At 40.9% G+C, this 18,984-nt stretch carries 18 protein-coding genes; 7 read left to right on the top strand and 11 right to left on the bottom strand.

Annotated features, from left to right (window positions below; translation table 11 throughout):
- Positions 1 to 642, bottom strand: a 642-nt coding sequence (locus EDM53_RS01495; protein ID WP_165379540.1) for an AAA family ATPase, incomplete at its 3' end; no start/stop codon positions are given.
- 238 nt (positions 643 to 880) lie between these two features.
- On the opposite strand from EDM53_RS01495, the gene EDM53_RS01490 reads away from it, so the two are divergent.
- Complete coding sequence (locus EDM53_RS01490; protein WP_130121730.1) at positions 881 to 3,742, top strand: ankyrin repeat domain-containing protein; 2,862 nt, start codon at positions 881 to 883, stop codon at positions 3,740 to 3,742.
- A 12-nt stretch (positions 3,743 to 3,754) separates the two neighbouring features.
- Here the strand turns inward: EDM53_RS01490 and EDM53_RS01485 are convergent, their stop codons facing one another.
- The 6 genes from EDM53_RS01485 to EDM53_RS01460 all read right to left on the bottom strand — a co-directional run bounded on the left by EDM53_RS01485 (position 3,755) and on the right by EDM53_RS01460 (position 9,484).
- Positions 3,755 to 4,522 carry a phosphatidate cytidylyltransferase gene (locus tag EDM53_RS01485; protein ID WP_130121728.1) on the bottom strand — a complete coding sequence of 256 codons (768 nt, stop codon included), beginning with the start codon at positions 4,520 to 4,522 and terminating at the stop codon, positions 3,755 to 3,757.
- Complete coding sequence (gene uppS / locus EDM53_RS01480; RefSeq protein ID WP_130121726.1) at positions 4,458 to 5,165, bottom strand: polyprenyl diphosphate synthase; 708 nt, start codon at positions 5,163 to 5,165, stop codon at positions 4,458 to 4,460. Before uppS ends, EDM53_RS01485 begins: the two co-directional genes overlap by 65 nt.
- 2 nt (positions 5,166 to 5,167) lie before the next feature.
- Positions 5,168 to 6,496 (bottom strand): glutamate--tRNA ligase, encoded by a 1,329-nt coding sequence (gene gltX / locus EDM53_RS01475; protein WP_130121724.1) that lies wholly within the window; start codon positions 6,494 to 6,496, stop codon positions 5,168 to 5,170.
- Between the two features lie 57 nt (positions 6,497 to 6,553).
- Positions 6,554 to 7,420 carry a CvpA family protein gene (locus EDM53_RS01470; protein WP_130121722.1) on the bottom strand — a complete coding sequence of 289 codons (867 nt, stop codon included), beginning with the start codon at positions 7,418 to 7,420 and terminating at the stop codon, positions 6,554 to 6,556.
- Complete coding sequence (radA, locus tag EDM53_RS01465) at positions 7,417 to 8,763, bottom strand: DNA repair protein RadA (protein WP_130121720.1); 1,347 nt, start codon at positions 8,761 to 8,763, stop codon at positions 7,417 to 7,419. The genes EDM53_RS01470 and radA overlap by 4 nt, the downstream gene beginning before the upstream one ends.
- A gap of 118 nt (positions 8,764 to 8,881) precedes the next feature.
- Positions 8,882 to 9,484, bottom strand: coding sequence for a DUF2659 family protein (locus EDM53_RS01460; RefSeq protein WP_165379539.1), 603 nt, complete (start codon positions 9,482 to 9,484; stop codon positions 8,882 to 8,884).
- A 177-nt stretch (positions 9,485 to 9,661) separates the two neighbouring features.
- Here EDM53_RS01460 and infA point away from each other — a divergent pair, with 177 nt between their 5' ends.
- The 3 genes from infA (at position 9,662) to EDM53_RS01445 (ending at position 11,159) form a co-directional block, all read left to right on the top strand.
- Positions 9,662 to 9,910, top strand: a complete 249-nt coding sequence (infA, locus tag EDM53_RS01455) for a translation initiation factor IF-1 (protein ID WP_130121734.1) — start codon at positions 9,662 to 9,664, stop codon at positions 9,908 to 9,910.
- A gap of 2 nt (positions 9,911 to 9,912) precedes the next feature.
- Positions 9,913 to 10,524 (top strand): Maf family protein, encoded by a 612-nt coding sequence (locus EDM53_RS01450; RefSeq protein ID WP_130121716.1) that lies wholly within the window; start codon positions 9,913 to 9,915, stop codon positions 10,522 to 10,524.
- 221 nt (positions 10,525 to 10,745) lie between these two features.
- The gene (locus EDM53_RS01445; protein WP_130121714.1) at positions 10,746 to 11,159 is read left to right on the top strand and encodes a carboxymuconolactone decarboxylase family protein; all 414 of its coding nucleotides are present in this window, start codon (positions 10,746 to 10,748) and stop codon (positions 11,157 to 11,159) included.
- A 71-nt stretch (positions 11,160 to 11,230) separates the two neighbouring features.
- Here EDM53_RS01445 and EDM53_RS01440 read toward each other — a convergent pair whose 3' ends face one another.
- The gene (locus EDM53_RS01440) at positions 11,231 to 12,283 is read right to left on the bottom strand and encodes an AI-2E family transporter (protein WP_130121712.1); all 1,053 of its coding nucleotides are present in this window, start codon (positions 12,281 to 12,283) and stop codon (positions 11,231 to 11,233) included.
- A 165-nt stretch (positions 12,284 to 12,448) separates the two neighbouring features.
- Between EDM53_RS01440 and EDM53_RS01435 the strand changes: the two genes are divergently transcribed.
- Positions 12,449 to 13,180, top strand: a complete 732-nt coding sequence (locus EDM53_RS01435; RefSeq protein WP_130121710.1) for a biotin--[acetyl-CoA-carboxylase] ligase — start codon at positions 12,449 to 12,451, stop codon at positions 13,178 to 13,180.
- A 33-nt stretch (positions 13,181 to 13,213) separates the two neighbouring features.
- Entirely contained in the window at positions 13,214 to 15,751 is a 2,538-nt protein-coding gene (gene leuS, locus EDM53_RS01430; RefSeq protein WP_130121708.1) for a leucine--tRNA ligase, read from the top strand.
- Between the two features lie 171 nt (positions 15,752 to 15,922).
- Here leuS and EDM53_RS01425 read toward each other — a convergent pair whose 3' ends face one another.
- Positions 15,923 to 16,543 (bottom strand): retropepsin-like aspartic protease family protein, encoded by a 621-nt coding sequence (locus tag EDM53_RS01425; RefSeq protein WP_130121706.1) that lies wholly within the window; start codon positions 16,541 to 16,543, stop codon positions 15,923 to 15,925.
- 181 nt (positions 16,544 to 16,724) lie between these two features.
- Here EDM53_RS01425 and EDM53_RS06070 point away from each other — a divergent pair, with 181 nt between their 5' ends.
- The gene (locus EDM53_RS06070) at positions 16,725 to 16,919 is read left to right on the top strand and encodes a hypothetical protein (protein WP_207215403.1); all 195 of its coding nucleotides are present in this window, start codon (positions 16,725 to 16,727) and stop codon (positions 16,917 to 16,919) included.
- 27 nt (positions 16,920 to 16,946) lie between these two features.
- Here EDM53_RS06070 and groL read toward each other — a convergent pair whose 3' ends face one another.
- Both groL and groES read right to left on the bottom strand, forming a co-directional pair.
- A complete protein-coding gene (gene groL, locus EDM53_RS01420; RefSeq protein WP_130121704.1) occupies positions 16,947 to 18,608 on the bottom strand; it encodes a chaperonin GroEL in 1,662 nt (553 codons plus the stop codon).
- Between the two features lie 39 nt (positions 18,609 to 18,647).
- Positions 18,648 to 18,935 carry a co-chaperone GroES gene (gene groES / locus EDM53_RS01415; RefSeq protein ID WP_165379541.1) on the bottom strand — a complete coding sequence of 96 codons (288 nt, stop codon included), beginning with the start codon at positions 18,933 to 18,935 and terminating at the stop codon, positions 18,648 to 18,650.
- Positions 18,936 to 18,984: the final 49 nt, after the last annotated feature.

Raw genomic sequence — 18,984 nt, 5'->3', positions numbered from 1 at the left:
TTTTGTGAGGTAGCTGTTATCCTTGAGGGCTTGACCTAGTATACCACGCATTAGCTCCACCATCTTCTCGTAGTATTTCTCCAGGTAAGCCTCCTGTATCGGCGTGTCATACTCATCCATCAGTATAATTGGGTTCTTGCCATAGTATCTGCTTATGTATGCGCATAATTGTTTTAATGAAGTTTCTAATTCAGACTGATGTGCAGTTTTGTACAACAGTGCATTAAACATATCTTTCTCATCTTCATTTAAACAGTTGCCCTCCAACAGGTATCTATGTTGGCTGTATACTTCCCTCACTAAAACAAGGATATTTGCATATGCATCCTCGTAGCTCGATTTCTTCACGTCCTTAAACGATACGAATATGACTGGATACTTATGCTGATGCTCCTCGCAAAAGGCTTTGTCCTGTCCTATGTTCAGCTCCTCAAACAGATTCTCATCCTTTGCCTGTAGATGATCAAAGAAGTAGTAAAGCATCGACAAGTTTAAAGTCTTGCCAAACCTTCTCGGCCTTGTAATGAGAATGATATCAGCTCCATCGTTCATTACATCCTTGATCAACAGCGTCTTATCCGTAAAGACATAGTTGCCCTTTACTATCTTCCTAAAATCGCTGACTCCTACCGGTAATTTCATGACTTTTGGTGTTTGATTGTAGATCTTGCACTCATTGTAATCCCGACTCACGAATATTGCTACAACTTCTTGGCCACTATCTCAAAGCGTATGACATCGAGTCCACTTTCGTATGTCCTTATTTTTATCATTTTCACCGCCAGCATATACAACTTTCACATATCATCATCTTATTACTTGTTAATAACTAATACTTAGCGTATAAATTTTAAAAATTTTTAATAATCTAAGTCAATAGATGGCAATAAAGCATTCATTTGAACAATACCTTAAGATGTTAAGCTCGGGCAATCAAAGACTTATAGATCCTGTAATGCAAAAAATACAAGAGATGACAATAAGAGAGCAAATCGGAGCGTATGTAAAGATGTTAAACTCCGAAAGTCAAGAGGTTGTAGCTCTTGCGGTACAAGGTATACTGGGAGTAGCAGAAATAAAAGGACAACTTGTTGGAGGAGGAATGTTGGGAGTACAATGGTTCCTCCTGCTACATGAGAAGGCTGATCATGTATATTCACGCATTGCAGTAAAAATAGATCAAGATGTGTATACACAATACTCGGGCTTTAGTAGCAGTATGGAAGCAATGCGAATAGCAGAAGAAGCGACCCCTATAGATACCACATTGAGACTCTCTGGTCCAGGACTAAAGAAGGCAATTGGGAAGAAGATCGCGCCCACACCATATATCCTCTTGAAGACCAATTTATTGTATTTCCTAGCACTAAGGCAACTAGACATTCCAGCTGCATCAGTAGCTAAGGAGGCTGCTCATCTTCTCAGAAACTTAGATAAGGACAGTTTCGTCCAGCAACATACTATTTTACACCTTGCAATTGAGTACCGGCTCCAATCGTTACTTGAGGTCCTACGGGATCATAAAGTGTTCTCCAATTCAGTAAACTTGGACGGTCACACACCTCTAACATCTGCAATCAAGGTAGGTGACAGCACAACTGTAGAATATCTGACTTCTCACTCTAGTATGTCACCAGAGATTATAAACAATTCAGATACAGCAAAAAGCACACCCCCACTACTTTTTGCTGTTATGCTTGGTAACATTGATATCATCAATATACTCATAAGTCATAGAGCTGATCCAAATAAGCCTGCTATGAATGTTACACCTTTAGAACTTGCTATAGTGACCCTCAAAAGTGATGACATATTAACACTGTTAGTGCGTAGTGGCGCTAAGATACCAATTTTCAGCAACGGAATATCTGTACAAGAAGCAGTCAAAGTACTACAAGAACAGTGTAGCATGCCAATTGCACCAGAAGATTACACAGAACGGATAGATAAGATATACAACCTCCTCTTCGCTGCCTACCATTTGAAGCAACTTGAGTCTCATCTTGCACTTCAAGAATCTGCAGCTCCTGTGCTCCCTATTCCAGAGCAATCACGCGTCAGCACCCCTGCGATACCTAAAAAAACCGGAAAGAGCAAAAACAAGAAGCCTTCAAAAAAAGCCTACAAGATCCAACAACATGATGATGACAATGAGGAAAGTGCCACAACAAGCCAGGAACCTCAAACAACATCTGCAGCAGATAAAGCGAGTGTACCTGATATCTTCGCCTCCCAGGTCCTGGATGAAACAAGTACAGATGTAGTACAAGCACCTGAAGCTACAACCGCTATTGCTCCCCCAATTGCTGCACTTCCAGGCACTACGCCACTACAACTCCCTCACATCCAATACACAGAAGCAACACAAAAGCTTCTTCATAATGCATTAGAATTCTTTAAGAGAGCAGTAGTAAAAGACACAGCAGATGGTCACTTAGAAATGACATTCACAGAGGCTTTGCTATCATATCTCACTTCTAAGACAGATACAGAAAAGCAAGCAGCCTTGGACCAATTCGATGCTCTACAAAAAATCGATGGTATGGATTGTGTCATTATAGAGATCAGCAACCTTTTAAATGAGGACAAGCGAGTAGCAGACGCTAAACAACTAGTCCTTAACCTTGTACAGGATCCTAAGTTGCTACATCAATACTTTCACGCTCAAGCTTCACAAACTAGCGCATATGTCAACAAGGTACTGCTAGGAACACAAGAGCAACAATGGCACCTGAACTATCAAGAGGTCAAAGTACTCATCAAAGCCACTCAAGATGGTGTTTATCAAATTCATTCTACAATGAAGGACAAATGGTACATCTACATACCAGATGAAGCTTTAAGAGCAGAGCTCAGCATTAACCCAGAACACCTTCGTTGGATCAAACAAGACAGTAAAGGTGATAACGGAATGAAGTATTTCCACTACACCATATACTACAAACAGTGCACAACAGACCTTAGGCCAAGCACAAACATCATATATGAAAATGAAGCAGGCGATAAGTTGTTGATACTAGAACGAAATAATCATGAAGGTGTACAGGGTCAACAAGCAAAAATACAAAAAGTCCAAACGGTCAAGGCTTTCAAACAAGATATTGTGCAGTGTTATGCATGCCACGATGCTCAATACGACAACCATATACTCAGTAACCCTAAGATACTCAAAAAAGCTTTGGAAATTGGTGGAGATGAGTTACTTGACAAGTTGTCGAGCCTAACTCAGGACGAATCACATGCGCTCCTTTTGAAGATTCAAGCAACCTCTCAATCGGAAGAAGCCCTGAGTGAAATCTTGGAGGAACTCAATGCACAAGGATCGCACACCGAGGTTGTAGAGACACAAGCAAATCTATACAGTACACTTGATGCTCTCTTTAATTATGTCACGAGGGCATTTCAAAACATAGCTCCACGGCCGATATTACATCTTTTTGATAACGAGGGGGCTGAGCTTCGCTATTATATCGAAACAACAGAAGCAAAGATACAGGAGATATTGGATCATCCAGAAAAAGAGACGGATACCTCCGCAGATGTATTAAATCAGCTGCTTCAAATTCATGGAATACTTTTGCAACATAGCAGTAACCAGGCACCAATTTACATGCCACAACCACCCGGAGATGATGGAGACGGAGGCAACGGAGGGGTGTATGACGGATCCGGCCCACATGATCAGGGTGACTATCTAGGAGGTATGTTCTCAGGTGGGTTTGGAAACAACACAGGGTACTGACTACCGTTTTGATCAGTAACACGTGTAGATATAAAGGGCCAGAACCATTGCAGACATCGATATACTATCAGCCCTGTCCATGAGGCCACCATGACCTGGTATGATGTTACCGCTGTCCTTAACCTTAAAATATCTTTTCATTTTTGATTCTAGCAAATCCCCACAATGACCAAAGATAGGTAATAGAATAGACAGCAAGTAAGTAGCATCAGAATTGAATGGCAATAGCGAAACACACATGGAGCCAACTGCACAACCACACATTACGCCCCCAAGGAAACCAGAAAGCGTCTTGGATGGGCTAATAGAGGGAGCAAGCTTTGGCCCACCTATTACAATACCAAAACAGTAACCTCCAATATCAGTGCTACAAGTAACTACAAGTAACCAGTACGTAACGTATTCCCCACTATCTACACCCCTTAAGTATATCAGTGATGTAGCAAACATTAGAATGTAGAATAAGCCGATATAGTACAGTTTCGTCCCAATCATAACATCCAATATACTCCATCGCTTAAAAACCATTCTATGCCATTCTCCAACAATCAGCATGGCAATCAACGCAACAAGGCTATTGAAAAATACTCCACCCACATGCACCACAAACAACATCATGGGAGCCAACACAAACGATGAGATCACCCTTGCTATAATCCGTGATTCCAAGAATCTTGGCACCAAGGCTGAACCATACCACTTGTGTTTTCTAGTATTAATTGGTTCCATCTCTTCTTCCTCCATACCTTCTTTCCCTACTTGAATACACACGTATTGCATCCATAAAATCCTCAGATTTAAAGTCTGGCCACAATACAGTTGTAAAGTACAACTCTGTGTACGAGATTTCCCAAAGCAAAAAATTACTAATTCTCATCTCTCCGCCAGTACGAATTAGCAAATCTGGATCCGGCACATTTGCAGTACTTAAAAACGATTCAAATGGGCCATGCCCATCCTTATTTAATGCTATCGATTCAGCAAACATCATAGCCGCTCTTCTAATGTCATCCCTACCACTATAGCTGATTGCTATGATCAGAGTGAACGTGTTGTTGATAGACTCATGTTCTGCATCTTTCATCATTACCTGTATGTCATCAGATAGCATTGCCCTATTGCCTATAAACATTATTTTGACGTCGTTTTGTATTAGGCGCTTTACGTCTCGTTGTAGGTAACTTCTAAAAAGTGACATGAGGTATTCTACTTCTTCACTTGGTCTATTCCAGTTTTCAATAGAGAAGGCGTAAAGGGTTAAAAACCTCACACCAATTTTTTTAGCAATTTCTACAATCTTTTGTACAGCATACAAGCCTTTTCTATGACCTATTGTCTTTGATAATAGCCGTGAACGTGCCCACTTACTATTACCATCCATAATAATAGCAACATGTTGTGGCACGTTCCATCCTTGGCTCATCTCTATGCCGTTAGCCCATTTAATCTTGCGACTATTTTATCCTTCCCCAAGAGTGGCAACAGCCTATTTAGTTCAGGACCCTTGTCAAGGCCAGTCAAAGCAAGCCTTATGGGCCTAAACAGTTTATAGCCTGATTTGCTTGTCGCCTCTTTAATTCTGGCGCTCCATTTATCCCAGAATCCTTCATCCACAATACCTTCTGGCAACAAATCAGCTGCGAGCTTTGTAAAGTCTAAGTCCTCAATTACAGGCTCTATCGAACCGTAACATATGGTAGTCCACATTCCCACCTCTTTAATGTTTGAAATGTTACCACATATGATGCCCCATAACTTTTCGTCAAAGCCTTGTATTGGAGCTCCCAATCTCTCAACCACAGTACGATATGGCAATTTGTGTATCAATCCAGTATTGAGTGTTTCCAGCTCCTTGATATCATATGTCACAGGCGATCTGCTTAATTTATCAAGAGCAAATTCCCCAATCAATTCTTCCAAGGATTCACGCAGCACAACGGGCTCAGAAGTCCCAATCTTCGATAGTAGGCTATTAATCGCCATGGGCTCGATACCAGCCTCCCGCAAGCTCCGTATGTCAAAGCCTCCAATTCGTTTTGATATCTCACCAGCATTTGACTTTACCAACGAAAGGTGTGCAAACGTCGGCACCTTAGCTCCCAATGCCTTAAAAATCTGAGTATGTATAGCGCTGTTGGTGACATGATCCTCTCCTCTTATGATATGAGTAATGTTCATATCTATATCATCCATAACAGAGGCAATAGTATAGGTCATGCTTCCATCTGCTCTAATCAATATGGGATCGCTGATATTACCTCCAAGAAATGACACCTCACCCTTGACTCCGTCCATCCATTTGATCTCCTCATCAAGCATACAAAACCTCCAGTGCGGCTGTACTCCAGACTCTTCCAGCTTCTGTTTCTCCGCCTGTGATAATTGTAAGGCTTGTCGATCATATATAGGAGGTGCATTTTTGCTCAACATCGATTTCCTTTTTAAATCAAGCTCCTGTTGAGATTCGTAACAAGGGTATAGCCTCCCCATTTCAATAAGCTTGTTTTTGGCTTCCTCATAAAGGGAGAGTCGCGCGGATTGGTAAAATAATCCATCCCAATCTAATCCTAGCCACCTTAAATCCTCAAGTATTCCATCAACATACTCTGGTCTAGAACGCTCCCTATCCGTATCGTCTATTCTCAAAATGAATCTACCATGCTGCGATCTAGCCAACAACCATGCAAATATTGCAGTACGTGCGTTGCCTATGTGCAGGTACCCAGTAGGACTAGGTGCAAATCTTGTTATCATATTTTTATACTCCACAGACTAACAATAGTTGTTAAAAATTACCTGAAACCATTACATTCAACCTATTGCATGCTCATCAACACCCTCACCTTCCTGATTGGACTCCAAGCTTTCATGGTGTGATTCTAATATCGACTCTAGCGTTTTGATATTTTCTTGGGATAGTGGTCTATCCTGAAGCTTAATATCGGCATACTTTTGATTATATAATTTCAAAAGTTCTTGTAGCGTTTCCATCTCAGTGTCTAATTGGGAATGAGTAGTCATACTTTTGGCGACAAGTGCATCGATATGCTTTTGCTCTTGAGGATTCATGTATTTATACAGCTCATGTGTATAATATGACACCAGCCTTTCTTCTTGGGATTTCTTGGTAATGTCTGCATACAGCTTGTGAAGCTTATTTTGTACACCAGGGCCCATAGCGCCAAGGAGTAGCTCTTTTCCGATCTTAAGTTGCGGATAGGTATGTGCAGTTGTCAGTAACTTTGGAGCGGTTCTATTTTCATCATGCTCACTCGTTCCATAGACCAACGAAATGGCAATAGAAAATGAAAGATAAAACAACGAAACTATCAGACAACCCCTACAAAAGCCAAATATCATACCAAAAAGCTTGTTTAAGATACCTCGGTTCCAAACCAGTAGATGTCTGATAACGAGACCGTTCAGGATCCCAAATACAATGAGCAGCAATATCATGATGGTACTGTAACTGATCATACCTGCTACTGTGTCCCCTAACTTTTTTGCTAATATAGCTTGCAAATGCATCCCAAATCTGTAAGTTGCATATATAGAAACAGCCCAACCAAATAGTGATAGTAGAGACGCTATCAACCCTCTAAAAAAACCAAAGAGAGTGGATAGTGCAATTACGAGATATACGATCACGTCTAGTAAGTTGTAGCCGGAGACAGTCATAGAACGCTCATGATTTGTTTTAGCTCTTTAATGTGTGCTATAGGTAATTTCTTGATTTTGCAATCATTATTTTTGGCTGAGCCAGGTATTACAGCCCTTGTAAAGCCAAGTCTATACGCCTCATTCAATCTTGATTCCAAAAGCGTCACTTGTCGTATTTCTCCAGATAGGCCAATTTCACCTATAAAAATGGTGTCATGATCTATAGAAATACTAGAGGCCGCTGAAAGAAGTGCAGCCATAACAGCCAAATCCACACCTGGTTCCGTCACCTTGAGCCCACCGGTCACATTTAAATACACTTCTTTATCTAATAGATTGACCTTTAAGCTTGAACTCAGTATCGCTAAAATCATTGCAAGCCTATTTGAATCCCATCCTACGGTTGACCTCCTTGGAATTGCGGAGAATGAGGGTACAACCAATGCTTGAATTTCTAATAGAATAGGACGACTACCTTCTATACTTGGAAAGATCGTTGAACCTGCTATTCCACCCTGACGATTTGGCAAAAAAATGGATGATGGATTTGCAATTTCCATCAGGCCAGACTCAGACATTTCAAAAACGCCAATTTCATTAACCGCGCCAAACCTGTTCTTTACAGCTCGCACTACTCTTAGATCGTTAATGTTATCCCCTTCAAAGTACAGCACTGTATCCACCATATGTTCTAGCACCTTTGGTCCAGCTATGTATCCGTCTTTTGTAATATGGCCTACAAAAATGACAGATACCCCCCTGCTCTTTGCAACTTTTGTTAACTCCAAGGCGCATATTCTTACTTGATTTACTGTGCCTGGAGCTGAGCCCACTTCTTCAGCATACAAAGTTTGAATAGAGTCTATGACCACTAACTGCAAATCACTGCTTCCTTCTATCGCTGAGATTATTGCTCTCAGTGAGATGCTAGTAGCAATCTGCACGCTTGGTTCTATTGCCTCAAGACGCAGCGCTCGCAACTTGATTTGCTCTATCGACTCTTCACCGCTTATATATAGCGCTTTACATCCAACTTTACTTAGTTTGTTAACCACTTGCAGTAACAAAGTAGACTTACCTATACCAGGGCTACCACCAAGTAAGGTAACAGAGCCCTGCACTATCCCTCCTCCAAGTACTCTATCAAGCTCCTGGATTCCAGTAGGGGTTCTGATCAACTCCATAGGCTTAGAACACAGATCATAAATCTCTATGATGTCTACATTGCTAGCACCTGTCTGTACTTCTTGTGCACTCTCCAATATTGAGTTCCAGGCAAGACAATTTGTACACCTACCCTGCCACTTGGTGTGATGCGCACCACACTCTTGACACACATAAGTCTCTCTAAATTTTGCCATATCAACTCTTATTATTTTTACTTTTAGAGAGATCAGGCTACACGCCTTCTGTCACCAGAGTGTTAACGTACATACCTGCGCTTGACCATTTTCAAAACTCGATCCACTTCATAAAGCTTTACGAAGCGAGAACCAATAGCATTTTTGCAGCTTCTCTTGAATCCTGGGTCGCCTGAAAACTGGTAATCACAGCATTAAACTCTTGATGGGCATTCTCTTTCTGGCCCATTGATAAATATAGGGAGCCGAGCATCAATTGGGCAGTAGGTTTAAACATCGGAGCAGTATCCATGTATGCTTTTAACCTCTGTATAGCAGCATCTCCATCAACTTCTTTTGCGTTAAGAGAAGCACTGACGGCCATTAACCCTGCAAAGTCCCTGAAGATCTGTGGAGCGCTCTTATTGTCACTAATGGATTGGTACATTTGTCCTGCCTGAACATAATCCTTATTCATACACAGATATGAAGCGTATTGTAACGTTGCAAGAATTCCGTAGGATGAATCTGTGACCATTAACTTCTTTAATTGATCTACTCCTTTTTCAGGCTCTTTTGAGTACAGATTTTTAATAGCATCATTATAGTCATCACCCAATGTAGTGTACCAATTAGCTGACTTATAACCAAGCCACTGATGTAATCCAAATCCAAAGATACTGGTGATCCCTAAGATCAAGAGGATGACAAAAATGGACCTAGATCTCCTAACGTAGCCCATGGAAGTTCTCATGCTCAATTTGTTGTTACCGTGCTGGTACATATACTGATAAGATATGTCTATATAACTATAATAGCTTTTACAACAAATTGCGTTAATTTTCAAATGTATTTCAACATCTTTAAAAATATGATATATCTCGTTAGGTTCAACCTACTAATGTATACATATCAAACGATGGCAAAAGAAGAATTACTAGAATTTCAGGGAAAAATTACAGAGCTATTACCAAATGCAACTTTTCGCGTATTGTTGGACAACGGACACGAGATAATAGCATACACAGCTGGTAAAATGAAAAAAAACAGAATCAGAATACTGGCAGGAGACGATGTAACTGTCGAGATGACTGCTTACGACCTCAGCAAAGGGAGAATAATACACAGAAGCAAGGTACAAACTCAAACCCAGACTCAGACCAACTGATCATGCAAGACATTGTACGGCCAAGATTAGTTCTTGCTTCTACCTCTCAAGCAAGGTGTAGCCTATTGAAGCAGGTTGGTTATTCTCCAGTTGTTGTGGCACCCAATATAGATGAATCGCCACTCAAAGGTGAGACAGTTACCTCGCTAGTCAAAAGACTGGCGTATGAGAAAGCATTCCAAGTGTCCAAGTCCTTTGAAAACGACGTGATATTGGGGGCAGACACTTTGACAATAGCAGGTAGGAGAATACTGGGTAAGCCTGCAGACAGAGACGAAGCTAAAAAATTTTTACAGCTATTATCGGGACGCAGACACAGAGTTTATACCGGTCTTTGTGTGATATACCAGAAGAAAGTATTACAGCGCCTCTCATGTGCAATCGTAAAGTTTAAAAGGCTTTCTGTCGAGGAGCTTAATTTCTATTTGGACTCCAAAGAATGGGAGGGAAAGTCTGGTGCTTGCTCTATACGCGGTATTTCTAGCGTTTTCGTTCAATGGATCAATGGCTGTGATACCACCATAGCAGGCCTCCACCTGTACACTGCCTACCAGATGCTCAACGCTGTTGGCTTGAAATTATCATGCGCTGCTCAAGACTCTTCTCAAGTCTGAGAGCTTGTCGGCAAATTAATTGGAACGGAAAGAATCTGGGCAAAAGAAAGTAGTATGTTAACCTCAGTTTGATATAAGGATGAGTTGGAAATGGTGTAAAGAGGGAGTTGCAGATGGAAAGGAATGAGAGTAAGCTTATCTTTTTAACCCAAATTATGCGAAGCTAGCAAATCTTTAGAGTCTGATGAAAATGAGAATAAGTCTAATTAATGGATTAACAAATGGATTATACAAAAATTTCAAAAGATACAATTGGTCATTTATATGCAGGGTATAAAAGTTTAAACGAATCACCACTCCCTGCTGACTTAAAAGGGCTAATAGAACTTCGTGTATCTCAAATCAATGGCTGTAGCTATTGCTGTAATTTGCATACGAATGCAGCGTTAAAACTAGGAGTTAGCAAAGACAAAATCGAGAGTCTACCTGAATTTGCTACATCCGGCTTATTTTCTGACGGTGAAAGAGAAGCATTAAAATGGGCGGAATCTTTAACAAATCTTGATGGAAATAAAAAGATACACAATACAGAGCTTTCCAAATATTTCAGCGAAAGAGAAGTTGTGGATATTACGATTTGTATCTCTTTGATGAATACGTTTAATCGATTAGCAATCAGTATGAGAGATGAGTAAATGAAAGTAATAATAGAAATTGGTATCAAATATATTATTGCAGCAGCTTCTTCCAAGGCATGTGGCTTCTTCTAAGATACATAGAATGCGCTACCTTTGTACTTACGTATAGCAAACCTAGTCAGCACGCCAATAATTGCTGTACCAGGCAGCGCTAGCAGTACTCCCAAGAAGCCAAATAAAGCTCCTCCTACCAACAGACCCAACATGATATAAACTGGATGCAAACCTATTTTACTGCCCAGTATTTTTGGTGTTATGATGTTGCCCTCTAAAAGTTGTCCCGCCACAAATATAAGCAAAACAGTGGGGACGCACTGAATGTTCTGAAACTGCATTATCGCTATCAGCATTGCGAGTGTGGCACAAAAAGTTGGCCCGGCATACGGAATAAATGTCAGCAAACCACTAATGGTACCTATTATTATTGCTGAATTTAGGCCAATTATTGAAAGCAATGTCGAGTAGTAGAACGATAAGATAATGCAGACTAGAAACTGCCCCCTTATATAGCGAGACAAGACCTGGTCAACTTCAAATAATATCTCATGTACCACACCTACATATTTTCTCGGTATTAATGTATCAAATACTCTGACGATTTGTGGCCAATCTCTCAGAGTATAAAATGTCACGATCGGTGTAATAAACATGAGCGCCAGCACGTTTATAGCAGCTACTCCAGAGTAGTACACACTTTGCAGCAACTGGATCGTGAAGGTCACTATGTAGCTTGAAAGGCTATTTAAGCTAGACTCTATCTTTTCCACTATGTCCGGTAATATGCCTTTAAGCTCACTAATAAAAGGTGTGGACGTACTTACCAAAAGCTCCCTGTTGTTCACCAATGTGTGGCTTAGTTTTATGAGTTGATCGTGGACTATTGGAATTAACATCAGCGCAATTGTCCCAGCACACCAGAAAAACAACCCAAGTAATATCAAACTTGCAATACTTCTGGACCAAGTATATCTTGCAAGCATTGTGACTGCAGGGTTTAAAAGATACGATATTATTAAGGCTACCACAAAAGGTACAGTAACGTGGCCAAGTGTATAAAGAAAACCCAGCAATAGCAATGTGGATGCTACAAGCGCTGCGGCCATTGTATGTTGTGTAGACATGATATATTTTCTGACTCTAAAATGTTATACGGCCTCTTATGTTATATAGCCTCTTACGCGACCTCATCTTAACAACACAAATTTGGTGTAGAAGATCAGCCATATGTATACTAAGAATTGTAGATTAATACTAACAATATTTCATGGATTCCTTAATCGATCAATATGCTCACGGATCTCTACATCAAAACATATGACGTACTAGATAGTACACAAGAAGAAGCGAAAAGATTAATTTCAAAAGGCGATGCCATCGCGGGATATGTCATCACTACCAATAGACAACTTGGTGGACGTGGCAAATATGGTAGACCTTGGAAATCGGCCGTACAAGATGTTGCTATAACCATCATATTGCAAGATAACAGGGAGTCCACAGAAAGATCTCCGCAGTTATGCTACGTCACTGCTGTTGCGGTAGGCGAGGCCATACTTTCCTTTTCTGATAGAGCGCTTCAGAAATTTGACGTTCAGTTTAGATGGGTCAATGATGTGCTTTTAAATAACAAAAAAGCCAGCGGCATTATCATCGAGCGCTTTCAACACAATTTCCTCTTGATAGGCATAGGTATCAATCTTCGAAATGGCCAGCATCTAAAAGAGTATAATGCTACTTCTCTAGAATCTGAGTCCATTCACGTGCCATACTTAGTGTTTATCGAAAGACTATTAAAATACTTTATACATTACCATAACTTATGGCATAGCTACGGTTTTCTGCCCATCAAGAACATATGGATCAAACGTGCTATCGGTCTGAACCAACCGATTAACGTACAGCTGTTCAACAAAAGTGTTTCAGGTACCTTTACTGGACTAGATAATCATGGTAACCTGCTTGTCTCAAGTGGTACTACTTGCAGTGTGATATCTGCGGGCGAAGTGTTTGAAATGTGACCCTAAAATCAACTAAGTATACAAAATATTGGTATGAGTAAATACGTAGCACATGACGTGGAAAAGAAGTGGCAAGAATATTGGAAAGAAAAGCGTGCATTCGCTGCTTCAATAGACTCTCAGAGACAAAAATTTTATGTACTTTCGATGTTTCCATACCCTTCTGGCAAAATACACATGGGTCATGCGCGTAATTACATTATAGCAGATGTAATAGCACGATATAAAAAAGCAATGGGATATAATGTACTACATCCGATGGGATGGGATGCGTTTGGTCTACCAGCTGAAAATGCAGCGATATTGCATAATGAGCATCCCAAAAAATGGACATACGAAAATATCTCTACAATGAAAAAGCAAATAGAACAGCTTGGTATCTCATATGATTGGGACCGTGAAATCGTGACATGTTCTCCGGATTATTATAAACACGAACAGGCTATGTTTATAGATTTTTACAATGCAGACCTTGCATATCAAAAGGAAGCGATTGTAAATTGGGATCCTGTCGATCAAACTGTACTTGCCAATGAGCAAGTTGAAAATGGTAGAGGTTGGAGGTCTGGTGCAATCATAGAACAACGAAAACTTAAGCAATGGTTTTTAAGAATTACAAATTTTGCGGATGAGTTGCTTGATGGCTTAGGAGATCTAAAAGGCTGGCCTGAGAAGATTAAGCTTATGCAACATCATTGGATTGGAAAATCTGAAGGCGTTACAATCAAGTTCTCACTGGCGGATTCCGAGGAAGGGTCAATAGAAGTTTACTCGACTCGGCCTGAAACGATTTTTGGAGCTTCGTTCATAGCTGTTTCACCTCATCATCCAATCCTTTCGAGGTGCCAAGACATTGAAGTACAAGACTCTCTCAAGCAATTCAATGCTGCAACATTTCGTGAAGACATGGACAAAATTGGAATACGAACATCTCTAAGTGTTCTTCATCCATTTGATAGGTCCATAAAGCTTCCGGTATATGTCGCAAACTTCGTATTGATGGAATACGGTAGTGGAGCAATATTTGGCTGTCCAGCTCACGACGTTAGAGATCACGAATTTGCAAAAAAGTATCATCTTAACATTATACAAGTCGTCAAACCGACGCGACAAGATCATCCTACAGACGTAGAGAACGAAGCGTATACTGATGATGGGATATTGTTTAATTCCCGTTTCCTTGACGGACTTGATACTGTAGAAGCCAAACGCCGTGTCATACGGGAGCTGGAAAGACTACAAATAGGCACGAGCAAAACACAGTATAGGTTAAGGGATTGGGGCGTTTCAAGACAAAGATACTGGGGCTGCCCCATACCAATGATATACTGTAAAAACTGCGGAGTTTTGCCTGTACCAAAGTACCATCTGCCGGTGACATTACCAGATGACGTTTCTTTTGAGGGGGGTAATCCACTATCGAACCACCCGACATGGAAGCATGTGAAGTGCCACATCTGTGGTAGTGACGCTGAAAGAGAAACTGATACATTTGATACATTTGTTGAATCATCATGGTACTTTGCGAGATTTTGTTCACCAAATGCGGGCATTCCTTTTACTCATAGGGAGACAGAGCATTGGCTACCAGTTGACCAGTACGTTGGAGGCGCTGAACATGCTGTAATGCATTTGTTATACGCACGTTTTTTTACACTTGCTTTAAATCGACTACAATCCATCAATCTTCGCGAGCCATTCGTCAATCTACTGAATCAAGGTATGATATCTCACGAAACTTACCGTACGAGCGGCGGCGCTTGGATATACCCTGATGATGTAATAAAAACTGGAGAAGGGATATTTTGCAAGAGTAGTCACGAGCCGGTGACCGTTGGACGTGTTGAAAAAATGAGTAAATCTAAAAAGAATGTGATAGAGCCGGAGGAGATGATACTGAAGTATGGAGCTGATACTATCAGGCTATTTTTGCTATCGGATTCACCTCCTGATCGAGATCTGGAATGGAGTGAGGATGGAATAGACGGAGCAAGCAAATACCTGACTAAGTTGTACCAATTAGTAGATGATTTTCACAAGAAAGAGGTCAAGACGTGTTTGGAATCTGATGACACTACCAAAGAAAAAGTGTGCTTTGAGGCTTTATGCGAGATTCACCGAACGATTAAAGATGTCACTAATTTGCTTGAAAATTTACACTTTAATAAAGTGATTGCGAGAGTTCGTGAGCTCACCAATTACCTGAAGGATCATCTCAACAGACTGGACGAAAACACAGTGAAGCAAGCTTTGACCACAATCATAGCGCTACTGTATCCTATCGCTCCACACATAGCAGAAGAGCTTCATGAAAAACTTGGAGGGACTACAGCGCTTACCTTTGGCACTTGGCCCCAAGCTGATTCACACTTTCTTGAAAAGAACAATGTCGTTTTGCCTGTACAGATCAACGGGAAAATAAGGGGCAGCTTGACTCTTCCAACAGATGTAACAGAAGTGGAGGCCTTAGCAGCGGCCAAGACGCTTCCAAATGTAGAAAGCAGACTTGCTGATACATCTATCAAAAGAGTTATATATGTACCGAACAAAATCATAAACATAGTGATTTGAGGATGAGGCTGCGTAAGCGTATTGAAATACCTACGCAGAGCCGAGTTTCACAAAATCCGTTTCGTTTTGAATCATTTAAAAATGGGAATTGGTGCACATCATGGGTTGAATGCTGGCAATTGTAGCACGTACTCACCAAACAATCGCTTGATGGTGACCAATTAGTCAAAATTACCTGTGCGTTGGAAGCTCCATGACCATACGATCATCTTCAAACTTGTAGGACTTTAGAGTTTGTAGAAAATCAAGTCCAAGCAATGGTATTTGAAGTTCTGAATGTATTATCAATACTGGAAAGTCACGCATCATGAATTCTCCCACTTGTATTTTTTTGACCATGGACCTTGCAGCCATAGTTTGGCCGTTAGCTGTGGAGGTTGCGTATACAAATTGTAATGCATCTATGTCGATACCTATGTCTTTCGCTAACTCTAGTGGTATGACAACACTAGATGCTCCTGTATCTATCATAAATTTTGTTGTCACTTCTTTAACGTTCTTATTGCCCATAGTAACGTACACGTAAAAGTGCCCATCTTTAGCCGCAGCTACCGTCATTTTATTTGGCTCTGTGACAATGTAGCCGGGGACTAGATTGGCCAGAATGTGATTTTTCAAATTGATTGCCACATCTCTATATACGTACACACCAGAAATGAACAGTATGATAACTGACCAAACTCCAATACTGGTCCAGACTGCTAAACTTCTATAATATCTATAGCGTATAAAAGCTGACAGAAGTAACACTACGAGCAGTATGTAGTATATGAGTTGTGGTAAATCTTTCATTGTGCATGTTCATTATATAGGGTTGTATGTCAGCGATACAATTTTATACCAATCCTCATTTTTAAATGATTCAAAACGGATTTTGTGAAACTCGGCTCTGCGCACCTATTTCAATACGCTTACGCAGCCTCATCCTCAAATCCATTTGCCTGATTTAATCTGAAACTTGGTATTATTTTCTATGTGTGATGTCGAAAACAACAACAAGTTGAGCAAAAAAAAAGCAGAATGGAAAGTACATCCCACAGCTGCTTTTTGCGAGTGTGCTGGCGCAAACATGGTATACGAAGGCACCAGCACAAAATATGATGTCCGAGCACCAATCAGCAACCTTGATCATAAATCAGAAGTCCTGAGGATGGCCCAGAAATCCTGAGCATGGATTATAAATCCTGAGGTTGAATTAGAAATCCATACCTCCGCCCATACCTCCCATACCACCACCCATACCAGGATGATTATGCCCTGACTTTTCGTCTTCTGGCTTATTTGTGATGATAGCTTCTGTGGTGATCACAAGACCAGCAACGGATGCTGCGCTTTGTAGTGCAGTACGAACGATCTTGGTAGGATCGACAATACCTGCTTTGAAGGCGTCAACATATTGATGTGTTTGCGCGTCAAATATACGATTGTGATCGGTTTGCTCAAGAAGCTTTGACACCACAAGTGCACCATCCATGCCAGAGTTCTCAACAATCTTACGCACTGGAGCAGTAAGTGCCTTTTTGATAATGTTGATACCAGCTTGTTCGTCTTCGTTCTTACCTTTCAGTTTGTCTAGCACCAATGAAGCGTAGAGTAAGGTGCATCCTCCACCAGGCACTATACCTTCAGCAATCGCAGCCTTTGTAGCATGATAAGCATCTTCTACTCTCTCTTTCTTCTCTTTGACTTCAACTTCTGTAATGCCACCAACTTTCAAAATAGCAACACCACCGGCAAGCTTTGCAAGCCTTTCTTCAAGCTTTTCCCTGTCGTAATCAGATGTAGTTTCTTTGATCTGCGCCTTAATCTGATTGCAACGTGACTCAATCGCTGACTTGTCGCCTGCACCATCTATAATTGTTGTGTCGTCTTTTGTAAGGATGACTTTTTTAGCGGTACCAAGGGAATCAAGAGAAGTGTTTTCAAGCTTATGGCCCAAATCTTCGCTGACTATATCACCGCCAGTCACGATTGATATGTCTTCCATCATAGCTTTTCTTCTATCCCCAAAGCCAGGAGCTTTAACAGCAGCAACCTTTAGTCCACCACGTAGCTTGTTGACAATCAAAGTAGCCAGGGCTTCGCCTTCTACATCTTCAGCTATGATAAGCAGAGGTCTTCCTGTTTGGACAACCTTTTCAAGCACAGGTAGGAGCTGCTGAAGATTGCCTATTTTCTTTTCAACAAGCAAGATGTACGGCTTCTCAAACTCACATACCATCTTCTCTGGATTCGTCACAAAGTAAGGAGACAAGTACCCTCTATCGAAGTTCATACCTTCAACGATCTCCACTTCAAAGTCGTCGCTTTTATTAGCCTCTTCGACAGTGACTACTCCATCTTTACCTACCTTCTGAAAGGCCTCAGCAAGTTTTTTACCGATGTCCGCATCACCATTAGCAGATATCGTAGCAACTTGAGCTATCTCATCTGAAGATTTGATGCTTTTGGATTGTTTTCTAATCTCATCAACTACTGCATGTGTAGCGATCTCTATACCACGGCGCAAATCCATTGGATTCATTCCAGCGGTAACGGCTTTATTGCCTTCCATAGTAATCGCACGTGCTATTACAGCTGTCGTAGTTGTGCCATCACCTGCATTGTCATTAGCTTTGCTTGCGGCTTCTATGACGAGCTGAGCTCCCATGTTTTCGAAGTGGTCGGCCAACTTGATCTCTTTTGCTACAGTTACACCGTCTTTTGTGATCTTAGGTGCTCCAAATGACTTTTCTATAACAACGTTTCTTCCTCTTGGACCCAGCGTTGCTCCAACTGTATCTGCAGCAACCTCCACGCCTTTGCTAATTTTGTCTCTAGCAGCAGCGCCTTTTAAAATAATCTTTACGTTACTCATAAATTATCCTCTCAAAAATAAAATTTTTACTAAAAGTACCTACTGTACGATCGCCAAAATATCAGACTCCTTCATGATCAGGTATTCCTTACCATCGATTTTGATTTCAGTCCCGCCCCATTTTGCAAACAAAATGACGTCACCAACCTTGACCTCCAAAGGATGTACTTGGCCTTTATCGTCTTTTGTACCAGCTCCAACAGCGATAACTTTACCTTGCATAGGCTTCTCTTGTGCCGTATCTGGTATGATAATACCACCAGTGGATTTATGTTCTTCCTCTTTTCTTTCTACAAGAACTCGATCTTGCAGTGGCTTAATTTTAATGGTCATATTGCCTCCTTATGTTAATAGAAATAAGTTATTAAGTTCATAC

Origin of the sequence: Rickettsiales endosymbiont of Peranema trichophorum (genome assembly GCF_004210275.1) — a bacterium.
Taxonomy (GTDB): domain Bacteria; phylum Pseudomonadota; class Alphaproteobacteria; order Rickettsiales; family Midichloriaceae; genus RICK02.
This window is presented reverse-complemented; position numbering and strand designations above follow the sequence as displayed.